Annotated in this window: 13 protein-coding genes and 1 tRNA gene; 11 read left to right on the top strand and 3 right to left on the bottom strand. The window is 63.1% G+C overall.

Going from position 1 to position 10,863, the window contains the following annotated elements; all coding sequences use genetic code 11:
* Window positions 1-26: 26 nt before the first annotated feature.
* The 3 genes from IVA98_RS31580 to IVA98_RS31570 all read right to left on the bottom strand — a co-directional run bounded on the left by IVA98_RS31580 (window position 27) and on the right by IVA98_RS31570 (window position 943).
* The gene (locus IVA98_RS31580; RefSeq protein WP_091886018.1) at window positions 27-326 is read right to left on the bottom strand and encodes an HU family DNA-binding protein; all 300 of its coding nucleotides are present in this window, start codon (window positions 324-326) and stop codon (window positions 27-29) included.
* A 176-nt stretch (window positions 327-502) separates the two neighbouring features.
* A tRNA-Asp gene (locus IVA98_RS31575) sits at window positions 503-579 on the bottom strand.
* Window positions 580-739: 160 nt separating this feature from the next.
* Window positions 740-943, bottom strand: a complete 204-nt coding sequence (locus IVA98_RS31570) for a hypothetical protein (protein ID WP_247294677.1) — start codon at window positions 941-943, stop codon at window positions 740-742.
* A 426-nt stretch (window positions 944-1,369) separates the two neighbouring features.
* Here IVA98_RS31570 and IVA98_RS31565 point away from each other — a divergent pair, with 426 nt between their 5' ends.
* The 11 genes from IVA98_RS31565 (at window position 1,370) to IVA98_RS31515 (ending at window position 10,858) form a co-directional block, all read left to right on the top strand.
* Window positions 1,370-3,616, top strand: a complete 2,247-nt coding sequence (locus IVA98_RS31565; RefSeq protein ID WP_247337432.1) for a TonB-dependent siderophore receptor — start codon at window positions 1,370-1,372, stop codon at window positions 3,614-3,616.
* A gap of 613 nt (window positions 3,617-4,229) precedes the next feature.
* Entirely contained in the window at window positions 4,230-4,595 is a 366-nt protein-coding gene (locus tag IVA98_RS31560) for an NADH-quinone oxidoreductase subunit A (RefSeq protein WP_247356237.1), read from the top strand.
* Window positions 4,586-5,173 (top strand): NuoB/complex I 20 kDa subunit family protein, encoded by a 588-nt coding sequence (locus tag IVA98_RS31555; protein WP_247294683.1) that lies wholly within the window; start codon window positions 4,586-4,588, stop codon window positions 5,171-5,173. Before IVA98_RS31560 ends, IVA98_RS31555 begins: the two co-directional genes overlap by 10 nt.
* An 11-nt stretch (window positions 5,174-5,184) precedes the next feature.
* Entirely contained in the window at window positions 5,185-5,793 is a 609-nt protein-coding gene (locus IVA98_RS31550) for an NADH-quinone oxidoreductase subunit C (protein ID WP_247294685.1), read from the top strand.
* Window positions 5,794-5,827: 34 nt separating this feature from the next.
* Window positions 5,828-6,208, top strand: coding sequence for a four helix bundle protein (locus IVA98_RS31545; RefSeq protein WP_256466528.1), 381 nt, complete (start codon window positions 5,828-5,830; stop codon window positions 6,206-6,208).
* Window positions 6,209-6,257: 49 nt separating this feature from the next.
* Entirely contained in the window at window positions 6,258-7,454 is a 1,197-nt protein-coding gene (locus IVA98_RS31540) for an NADH-quinone oxidoreductase subunit D (RefSeq protein WP_247277158.1), read from the top strand.
* The gene (locus IVA98_RS31535) at window positions 7,454-8,431 is read left to right on the top strand and encodes an FkbM family methyltransferase (protein WP_247294687.1); all 978 of its coding nucleotides are present in this window, start codon (window positions 7,454-7,456) and stop codon (window positions 8,429-8,431) included. The genes IVA98_RS31540 and IVA98_RS31535 overlap by 1 nt, the downstream gene beginning before the upstream one ends.
* 12 nt (window positions 8,432-8,443) lie before the next feature.
* Window positions 8,444-9,055 carry an NADH-quinone oxidoreductase subunit NuoE gene (gene nuoE / locus IVA98_RS31530; RefSeq protein ID WP_247277160.1) on the top strand — a complete coding sequence of 204 codons (612 nt, stop codon included), beginning with the start codon at window positions 8,444-8,446 and terminating at the stop codon, window positions 9,053-9,055.
* The gene (locus tag IVA98_RS31525; protein ID WP_247294689.1) at window positions 9,055-9,261 is read left to right on the top strand and encodes a hypothetical protein; all 207 of its coding nucleotides are present in this window, start codon (window positions 9,055-9,057) and stop codon (window positions 9,259-9,261) included. The genes nuoE and IVA98_RS31525 overlap by 1 nt, the downstream gene beginning before the upstream one ends.
* A 15-nt stretch (window positions 9,262-9,276) precedes the next feature.
* A complete protein-coding gene (gene nuoF / locus IVA98_RS31520; RefSeq protein WP_247294691.1) occupies window positions 9,277-10,602 on the top strand; it encodes an NADH-quinone oxidoreductase subunit NuoF in 1,326 nt (441 codons plus the stop codon).
* Window positions 10,603-10,606: 4 nt separating this feature from the next.
* On the top strand, window positions 10,607-10,858 hold the full coding sequence (locus IVA98_RS31515; protein ID WP_247294693.1) for a hypothetical protein: 252 nt from the start codon (window positions 10,607-10,609) through the stop codon (window positions 10,856-10,858).
* Window positions 10,859-10,863 lie beyond the last annotated feature (5 nt).

The raw sequence follows: 10,863 nt of genomic DNA, 5'->3' as shown, positions 1-10,863 counted from the left end.
TCGGTTACATTCTGAAAACTAATGTTCTAGATCGCCTCTTTTAGTTCCTTGACGGGGCGGAACGCGACCTTCCTGCTGGCCTTGATGTGGATCGGCTCGCCAGTGGCGGGATTGCGGCCGGTGCGGGCGGCGCGCTTGCGGACCTGGAGAATGCCGAGGCCGACGATCCGGACGCGGTCGCCCTTCTTCAGGTGCTTGGTGATCAGGTCGACCATGTCGGTCAGGACGGCCTCGGCGCGCTTTTTCGACAGGTCCTGGCTTTCCGCAATGTCAGCAGCGAGGTGCTTGAGCGTAATGGTGGCGGGAGCGGCTGCCTTCTTCGCCATGTCTGACCTCCTCGTTCTGGCCGGTGGCTCGGGGACACCCCTGAACCCCGCAAGTTCTTGGAGGCGTAGACGATTCGGGCGCGGCCTGACTATGCCGGCTCGAATGTCGTCCATGGCTTGCGCCGATGCGACAGCGTCGAGAAGTTCAGGCTAAGACTATGAAGGGATTGCCAAAATGGCGCGAGAGACGGGGCTCGAACCCGCGACCTCCGGCGTGACAGGCCGGCGCTCTAACCAACTGAGCTACTCCCGCGTGGCGCGCTGAACGCGTGCGGAACGTGGGGGGACTTAAAGGGGGGACATGGTGAAGTCAAGGACGTTGCGCTCCGCCGGTGCATCTCGGTTAAGCATTGCTCTGGAAAACGAAAATGGCCGCCCGGCGGCGGCCATTGGTCAGCCCGGTCGAGTGCGTCTCAGCGAATCTGCGACGCGCCTGCGCTGGTCACCACCACCGGCTTGCCGGCCTTGATGATTTGGGTGGACTGGGCGGTCTGGCTGTAATCGGCAGGGGTGCGGGCTGCAATCCCGAAGCCGGCCACCGCAATGCCGGCAACCAGCGCCACCACCACGATCTTCAGGTGGGTCGCACGATCAGCAGAGTGAATTGAGTGGTTCATATGAGCCTCCCGACGGACTTTGCCGTCGTCTATGGGCTCCTCTTCTAGGCACTCTCTGTTTCCGGATGGTTTCGCGGGTTCCGCAAAATGGTTTCATCTCCCCGGCGCATGATGCGATCGTCGGCGCGCAGCAACGCAATCGGCGCCTGCTGGATCATTTGAGCGAAGCGATCCCACACACTGCTGCGGCAGATTGGGCAGCTCACGGCGACCGCCGCCGAGATGCTCGCGAACGAGAAGAATTCGCGTTCAGATCTCCGGTTCTGAAGATATTGAAGTGCTTCAAGAATTTTTCTAAGAAGCTTTCAATTAGGCAATTCGCGCGCCCTCCCATAAGCGTCCCCCTAAGCGCATGTCGCCGCGGGGACTGGCGGCATGATGCATCAAAACATGCAGCTTTGGGGTGGCGCGTTGAACAGTCTTGGAATGCTGCGGTCGGCCGTGTTGGCGACCGCATCCGCTTGGGTCTTGGTGCCGCAGGCATCGCTCGCACAAGCATCGGCGCAGAGTGGCGCGCAGAACATTCCGTCGGTGACGGTCACGGCGCCTGAAGCGCGCCGCCGCGCCGCGGCGACCCCTCAGCGTCGTGTGCCGCGCTCGTCGGTGCAGACCGCCAACAGGAATAAGCCGCAGCCGCAGCGCAATGTCGGCGTGGTCGAAACGCCGCTCGGTCCGGTGAACGGCTACGTCGCCGGCCGCAGCTCGTCGGGCACCAAGACCAACACGCCGATCATAGAGACGCCGCAATCGGTCTCCGTGATCGGTGCCGAGCAGATCCGCGACCAGAAGATCGTCAGCAAGTTCGACGAGGTGCTGCGTTACACGCCCGGCGTGATCGGCGGCACCTACGGCGCCGATTTCCGCAACGACTGGTTCTTGATCCGCGGCTTCCCGGCGCAGAACGAGTCACTGTTCCTCGATGGCCTGCAGCTCTTCTACACCTCCTATGCGAGCTGGAAGCTGCAACCATTCAACCTCGAGCGCGTCGAGGTGCTGCGCGGGCCGTCCGGCATCCTGTACGGCGGCTCGGCGCCGGGCGGTCTCGTCAACGCGGTGAGCAAGCTGCCGCTCGCCGAGCCGGTGCGCTATCTCGAGGCCGGCATCAACAATTACGGCAACGCCTATACGGCGTTTGACTTCGGCGGCGTGGTCCCGCAGTCCGGCAACGGGCAAATGTTCTACCGGTTTGTCGGCCAGGTGCAGGGCGGCGGCACTCAGACCGACTATGTCTACGACAACAATTTCTTCTTCGCTCCGTCGGTGACCTGGCGGCCGGACGCCGACACCAAGCTCACCGTCTACGCCACGGCTGCGCACAACAACACCAGGGCGGAGAACTTCCTGCCCTATGTCGGCACCGTCACCAATGCGCCGTTCGGCCGCATTCCTACCAGCCTGTTCGTCGGCGACCCCCGCGCCGACCAGTTTCGCCGCGAGCAGGAGACGCTCGGCTACCAGTTCGCGAAGAACATCACGGACAGCCTGGACTTCCGCCAGAACGCGCGCTTCGGACATGTCGACGTCTTCTACACCGGCCTCTACGGGCTGGGCTACGCGACGACGCCGGCGGCCGCCGACATCATGCGCGGCAATTTCTACGCCCGCGGGGTCGCCAATCAATTAAACCTCGACAACCAGCTCGAGTACCGCTTTGCCACCGGCGCGCTGCAGCACACCGCGCTGCTCGGCGTCGACCTCAAGCATTACGCCCTCGACGACCGGCAGGGCTTTGGCGCGGGGACCAATCTTAACGTGCTCAATCCGGTCTACGGCGTCAACGCGCCGTTCAACGGAGCGCTGTATCGGGACGCCTATCTCACTCAGGGCATGGCGGCGGTTTATCTCCAGGATCAGGTCAAGCTCGATCGGCTAACGGTGGTGCTGTCCGGCCGTCAGGACTGGGTTGATCTCGTCAACCACAACCGGCTCGGCCCCGATCAAAGCCGCGCAGACAGCAAGTTCTCCGGCCGCGTCGGCGCGATCTACAATCTCGACTTTGGCGTCGCGCCGTATGCCTCCTACATGACGGGCTACAATCCGATTATCGGCATCAATGCGGCCGGACGGCTGCAGTTGCCGGAAACATCGGAGCAGACCGAGGTCGGCGTGAAGTACGAGCCGATCGGGCTCAACGCACGGTTCAGCGTCGCGTGGTTCGATCTGAAGCGCAAGAATGCGCTGACCACCGATCCAAACAATCCGCTGTTCCAGACCCAGAACGGCGAGGTCACCTCGCGTGGCGTCGAGCTCGAGGCGGTGGCGAACATCACGCCGGATTTCAAGCTGGTGGCGAGCTACACCAAGTACGAACTGTTCGTGAGCCAGGACCTCAATTCCGCGCTGATCGGCACGGTTCCGACCAACACTCCCCGGGAGTTCGCCTCGGTCTGGACCGATTATACCTTCAGCGAGGGCCCGCTGCGGGGCTTTGGCCTTGGCGGCGGCGTGCGCTACGTCGGCTCGTCTTTTGCCGACACCGCGAACACCGCGCTCGTTCCGTCCTTCGTGCTGGGCGATGTCGCCGTGCACTACGAGTGGGACAACCACTGGCGCGCGGCGCTCAACGTCGTGAACGTGACGGACAAGATCTACGTCGCGAGCTGCGCGGTCGTCACCTCATGCTACTATGGCGACCGTCGCCGCATCACCGCGAGCCTCGCCTACAAATGGTGATGGCGGGCGAGCGGAGAGCATCGTGAAGGCGCGAACGGTCAGGCTCTGGTCCGCGGTCCACGCCTGGACGTGCTCACGATCCTCGTGATCGGCAGCGGCCTGTGGCTGGCACGGTGGCGGAAGCGGGCGGCCGCCCGCGCCGAAGCATTCGCCAGACGAGCCCCGGTCCCGTCGTGATGCATGGCCGGTCCGATCGTTCGCACCTGTGGATTCGTGCCTTTGCTGCACTGCTCGGGGCCGCCGCCATCGCCGACTTGCTGGCGGCGCTGCTCTGGGGCAGGGTTGGCCAAAATGTCGCCTGGGGGCAGTGGGAGCGCCTGTCCTGGTTGTAATCTGGACTTTGCTGCGTCTCAGCCTAGATTAAGGTGCGCCTTCCCAATAGTGGACGTCACGGCCGAGCGCGCCTGGACCGATCGGGGATCGCCCTTGCTGGGTCAGCTGATCTGCTCCATACCAGCGCGGGGTGATTCCGGGATTTCCACCGTTCTGGGAGCGGCAAAGGGCCTGAAAAGAGCGTGTCTTGCGCCCATTGGTGCACTGCGCTAAGGCTCAGAATAATTCCAAATCGGACGAATCCGTGGCTGTCCCGAGGCTGCGGGAAAAAGGGCTCGTCATGAGCGGCATTCTACAGAACTATCTTCCACTCGTCGTCTTTATAGGGGTAGCGGGCCTCATCGGCCTCGTGCTGCTGATCGCGCCCTTCATCGTGGCGTTTCAGCAGCCGGACCCGGAAAAGCTGTCGGCGTATGAGTGCGGTTTCAACGCCTTCGACGACGCCCGCATGAAGTTCGACGTCCGCTTCTATCTAATCGCCATCCTCTTCATCATCTTCGACCTCGAGGTGGCGTTCCTGTTTCCCTGGGCGGTGGCGTTCGGCAAGCTTGGCGCGACCGGCTTCTGGTCCATGGTGGTGTTCCTGGCCGTGCTGACGGTCGGGTTCGCCTATGAATGGAAGAAGGGAGCACTCGAATGGGATTGAACCCTACATCGTCCACGGGTCCGGTTGTTGCGCCGGCCCCCAAGGGCATCCTGGATCCATCGACCGGCAAGCCGGTCGGCGCCAATGATCCGTTCTTCCTCGAGGTCAATTCCGAGCTGTCTGACAAGGGCTTCTTCGTGGCCGCGACCGACGACCTCATCACTTGGGCGCGCACCGGCTCCTTGATGTGGATGACCTTCGGTCTCGCCTGCTGCGCGGTCGAGATGATGCAGATGTCGATGCCGCGCTACGACGTCGAGCGCTTCGGCTTCGCGCCGCGTGCTTCGCCGCGCCAGTCCGACGTGATGATCGTCGCCGGCACCCTGACCAACAAGATGGCCCCGGCGCTGCGCAAGGTCTACGACCAGATGCCAGAGCCGCGCTACGTCATCTCGATGGGCTCCTGCGCCAACGGCGGGGGCTACTACCACTATTCCTACTCGGTCGTGCGCGGCTGCGACCGCATCGTGCCGATCGACATCTACGTGCCGGGCTGCCCGCCCACGGCGGAGGCGCTGCTCTACGGCGTGCTGCTGCTTCAAAAGAAGATTCGCCGCACCGGCACCATCGAACGCTAAGGTTTTACGTCATGGACGACGCCAAGCTCGACGCCCTGGGGCAGACGATCGTTAGCGCGCTGCCGGGCGCCGCCACCGGTCACGCGGTGGCCTTCAACCAGCTCACGGTGGACGTCGACGCCAGCAAGATTGTCGAGGTGGTCAAGTACCTCCGTGACGATCCGAACTGCCGCTTCGTCAACTTCACCGACATCACGGCGGTGGACTATCCGGATCGCGAGAAGCGCTTCGACGTGATCTATCACTTGCTGTCGCCGACGCTGAACGCGCGGATCCGGCTCAGGGCCCAGGCCGACGAGACCACCCAGGTGCCCTCGCTGATCGATGTGTTCCCTGGCGCGGACTGGTTCGAGCGTGAGGCCTATGACCTCTACGGCGTGATCTTCGTCGGCCATCCCGATATGCGCCGCATCCTCACCGATTACGGTTTCGAGGGGCATCCGCTGCGCAAGGATTTCCCGCTCACCGGCTTCGTCGAGGTCCGCTACGACGACCAGGAGAAGCGGGTGGTCTACGAGCCTGTCAGGCTCAACCAAGAATTCCGCAAGTTCGATTTTCTCTCGCCGTGGGAAGGGGCGGACTATCCGGTCCTTCCGGGCGATGAAAAGGCGAAGCAGTGAGTTGCGAATAGCGAGTGGCGAATAGGGATGTTAATTGAGCGACCAGTCCATCAGTTCGTATCGGGACCTGAGAGTGTGGCAGGATGCCATGTCTCTGGCGGAGGCCTGCTATCGATTGGCGGCTCACTTCCCTCGCGACGAGCTGTTCGGCCTGACCTCGCAGATCAGACGGGCGGCGGCGTCCATTCCGGCAAACGTGGCGGAAGGACACGGGCGCAAAAACACCGGCAGCTTCGTGCAATCGCTGCGAATTTCGCAGGGATCGCTGAAGGAGTTGGAAACTCATCTGCTCTTGGCGGAGCGTGTCGGGATTTTGGCCGCATCCGATCTGGAGCGCGTCTTGGGTCGATGCGAGAGCTTGGGCAAAATGCTCCGCGCGTTGATACGTTCTCTGCAGGACAAGTCCACGAAATGACCATTCGCCATTCGCCATTCGCTATTCGCTTCGCAGCAGGAGCTGCGCCATGAACGAGCAACCGCAAAATCTCCGCAACTTCACCATCAATTTTGGACCGCAGCATCCCGCGGCCCATGGCGTGTTGCGTCTTGTGCTCGAATTGGACGGCGAAGTTGTCGAACGCGTCGATCCCCATATCGGCCTTCTTCACCGCGGCACCGAGAAGCTGATCGAGCAGAAGACCTATCTGCAGGCGATCCCTTATTTTGACCGGCTCGACTACGTCGCGCCGATGAACCAGGAGCACGCGTTCTGCCTCGCTGCCGAAAAGCTGCTCGGCATCGAGGTTCCGCGCCGCGGCCAGCTGATCCGCGTGCTCTATTGCGAGATCGGCCGCATCCTGTCGCATCTGCTCAACGTCACCACGCAGGCCATGGATGTCGGCGCGCTGACCCCGCCACTGTGGGGTTTCGAAGAGCGCGAGAAGCTGATGGTGTTCTACGAGCGCGCTTCGGGCAGCCGCATGCATGCCGCCTATTTCCGCGTCGGCGGCGTGCACCAGGACCTGCCGCAGAAGCTGGTCGACGACATCGAGGCCTGGTGCGATCCGTTCCTGAAAGTGGTGGACGACCTCGATCGCCTGCTCACCGCCAACCGCATCTTCAAGCAGCGCAACGTCGACATCGGCGTCGTGCCGCTCAAGGAAGCCTGGGAGTGGGGCTTTTCGGGCGTGATGGTGCGCGGCTCGGGCGCGGCCTGGGACCTGCGCAAGTCGCAGCCCTATGAATGCTACGCCGAGATGGATTTCGACATTCCAATTGGCAAGAACGGCGACTGCTACGATCGCTACCTGATCCGCATGGAAGAGATGCGCCAGTCCGTACGCATCATGAAGCAGTGCATCCAGAAGCTAAACGCGCCCGATGGCAAGGGGCCCATCGTCGTCGCGGATAACAAGGTCGCGCCGCCGCGCCGCGGCGAGATGAAGCGCTCGATGGAAGCGCTGATCCACCATTTCAAGCTCTACACCGAAGGCGTCCACGTGCCGGCCGGCGAAGTCTATGCCGCGGTCGAAGCGCCGAAGGGCGAGTTCGGCGTCTATCTCGTCTCCGACGGCACCAACAAGCCCTACAAGTGCAAGATCCGCGCGCCGGGCTTTGCCCATCTCCAGGCCATGGACCACATCTGCCGCGGCCATCTGCTCGCCGACGTCTCGGCCATCCTCGGCTCGCTCGACATCGTGTTCGGAGAGGTCGATCGGTGATGGCGCAGGCGCCAATTCAGTTTGACCGCGCCTCGGGGGCCCTTGAAGGGGCCAACCTGTGGGAGCGGACGGCTGCCTTGGCGCTGGTGACGGGATCGAAGATCTCGTCGCACTTCTCGCATATGGGCTACATCGCCTGCGCGAACCTGCTGCGGAAGACGCTGCCCGAGCGCAACATCGCGATCAGGCTCAATCCCGACGCCGTATTCGAATTTCCTTACGGCGACGGTTATTGGAGCAAGCTGCTCAACCGCTCCTACAATTACGAGGACGAGCTCGAGCTGCTGTTTTCCGACTCCGTCGACGTCGATTACACGCTGCTCGATTGCGGCGCCAATTACGGCTACTGGTCGGTGCTGGTGTCGAGCAGGCCGTTCGGTTCGCACAAGGCGATCGCGATCGAGCCGTCGGGCCAGAACTATCCGAAGCTCGCCAACAACGCCCGCGTCAACGGCAACCGCTTCGAGACGATGAAGTGCGCGATCGGCGCAGCCCGCGGTACCGCGCGGCTATCCGGCACCAAGCACGAGGCCTTCAGCATCGCCGGCGATCCCTCGGTGGGCGGCGAGGAGGTGCCTGTCATCGCCCTCGACGACCTGATCGACGACGGCAAGGTTGCCGCCGCCGGCAAGTACCTGATCAAGCTCGACGTCGAGGGCGTCGAGATCGAGGCGATCAAGGGCGGGGCGCGGCTGCTTCAGGCCGACAGCGTCATCATGTGCGAGGAGCACGGCAGCGACCGCTCCCATGCCGTGTCGCGCTACATCCTCGAACAGACCCCGCTGAAGCTGATCGTGTTCGATCCGCGCAGCAACCGGATGGAGACCGTGACCGAGCTGTCGATCCTCGATCGCATCAAGGTCTCGACCCACGTCGGCTACAACGTTTTCGGCACCGCGAGCGCATTCTGGCAGGACAGGATCGAAGCCCTGAATGCCAAGAATCCGAATGCCAAGACCGCGCGCCGCATGCAGTGAGAGATTGAAGCTATGTCCGTTCGCCGATTAGCACCGAAGGAAGTCCAGCCCGCGAGCTTTGCGTTCACGGCGGAGAACCTCGCATTCGCCAGGCAGCAGATCGCGAAATATCCGGCCGGACGCCAGGCCTCCGCTGTCATCGCCATCCTCTGGCGCGCGCAGGAGCAGAACGAGGGCTGGGTCTCGGAAGCCGCAATCCGCGTCATCGCCGACATGCTCGACATGCCCTATATCCGCGTGCTGGAAGTTGCGACCTTCTACACGATGTTCCAGCTCGCGCCGGTCGGCAAGAAGGCCCACGTCCAGGTTTGCGGCACCACGCCGTGCCGCCTGCGCGGTGCCGAGGATCTGATCCACGTCTGCGAGCACCGCATCCATCACGAGCCCTTCCATCTGTCCAAGGACGGCAATTTCAGCTGGGAAGAGGTGGAGTGCCTGGGGGCCTGCGTGAACGCGCCGATGGTGCTGATCGGCAAGGACACCTACGAGGACCTGACCAAGGAAAGCTTCGGCAAGGTGCTCGACGGTTTTGCTTCGGGCAATCCGCCCAAGCCGGGTCCGCAGAACGGCCGCCAGTTCTCGGCGCCGATCACCGGGCCGACCACGCTGAAGGAGGTCACCTGATGCGTGCTCTCTCGTCGCGTTCAGTGCAGGGGAGCGGTGCCGTGAAGAAGTGGGGCTTCATCGCCATGCATGCCGCCGTGGCGGCCGTGTTCATCTTCCTGCTGCAGCGTTTCGGCCTGAACGCATCGCTGGAATCCAGCCTGCTCTGGGCGCTGACGTTTGGCGTCTGCGCCGCCGGACTTGCCTACAAGCAGTCCAATCGTTGATCGGAAAGCACTGAAATGCTCGAGGACAAGGACCGCATCTTCAAGAACCTCTACGGCCTCCACGATTGGGGGCTCGAGGGCGCGCGGCGCCGCGGGGCCTGGGATGGCACCAAGGCCATCATCGACAAGGGCCGCGACTGGATCATCAACGAGATGAAGGCTTCGGGGCTCCGCGGCCGCGGCGGCGCCGGCTTTCCCACCGGCCTGAAATGGTCGTTCATGCCGAAGGAATCGACCGACGGCCGGCCGAGCTATCTCGTCGTCAATGCCGACGAATCCGAGCCCGGCACCTGCAAGGACCGCGAGATCATGCGGCATGATCCGCACCTGTTGGTCGAGGGCTGCCTGATCGCGAGCTTCGCGATGAATGCGCATGCCTGCTACATCTACGTCCGCGGCGAGTTCATCCGCGAGCGCGAACGCCTCCAGGCCGCGATCGACCAGGCCTATGAGGCCAAGCTGGTCGGCAAGGACAATGTCAACGGCTGGCCGTTCGACATCTATGTCGCGCACGGCGCCGGCGCCTATATCTGCGGCGAGGAGACCGCGCTGCTCGAAAGCCTCGAGGGCAAGAAGGGCCAGCCACGGCTGAAGCCGCCGTTCCCGGCCAATGTCGGTCTGTTCGGCTGCCCGACCACCGTCAACAACGTCGAGTCGATCGCCGTCGCGCCGGACATTCTGCGCCGTGGCGCGGCCTGGTTCGCCGGCATCGGCCGTCCGAACAATGTCGGCACCAAGCTCTTCTGCATCTCCGGCCATGTCGAGCGGCCCTGCAACGTCGAAGAGGCCATGGGCATTCCGTTCCGTGAGCTGATCGACAAGCATTGCGGCGGCATCCGTGGCGGCTGGGACAATCTCAAGGCCGTGATCCCCGGCGGCTCGTCGGTGCGCATGGTGCCGGCCGAGCAGATCATCGACACGCCGATGGATTTCGACAGCTTGAGCAAGCTGCGCTCGGGCCTCGGCACCGCGGCCGTGATCGTGATGGACAAGTCGACCGATTTGATCCGTGCGATCGCTCGCATCTCCTATTTCTACAAGCATGAGAGCTGCGGCCAGTGCACGCCGTGCCGCGAGGGCACGGGGTGGATGTGGCGCGTGCTGACCCGCATGGCCGAGGGCCGTGCGCATAAGCGCGAGATCGACATGCTGCTGGAGGTGACGAAGCAGGTCGAAGGCCACACGATCTGCGCGCTCGGCGATGCAGCGGCCTGGCCGATCCAGGGCCTGATCGCGCATTTCCGTCACGAGATCGAAGCGCGCATCGACCAGTATTCGCACAAGGCCGACATTGACGATATCGGCGTCCGCGATCCCGTGAACATGGTCGCGGCGGAGTAGGGCGATGACCGACCAGCCGGACAACATCGTGCTCGTTTATCTTCGTCGGATCGACGAAAAGCTCGATCGCGTGTCCGCGGATGTGAGCGATCTGAAGACCCGCGTCACCAACGTTGAAGAGAGAATGGGCCACATTGATCTGAGGCTGGCGCAGGTCGAGATCGCCATTACGGGCATCAACCGACGGATCGATCGTGTGGAAGAACGGCTGGACCGTATCGAGCGGCGTCTCGATCTGGTCGATCAGCCGCACTGAGAAAG

The sequence above is a fragment of the Bradyrhizobium sp. 160 genome, from assembly GCF_023073735.1.
In the GTDB taxonomy this organism is placed as follows: domain Bacteria; phylum Pseudomonadota; class Alphaproteobacteria; order Rhizobiales; family Xanthobacteraceae; genus Bradyrhizobium.
The sequence above is the reverse complement of the archived record's forward strand: the minus strand, read 5'-3'. Positions and strand labels throughout refer to the sequence as shown.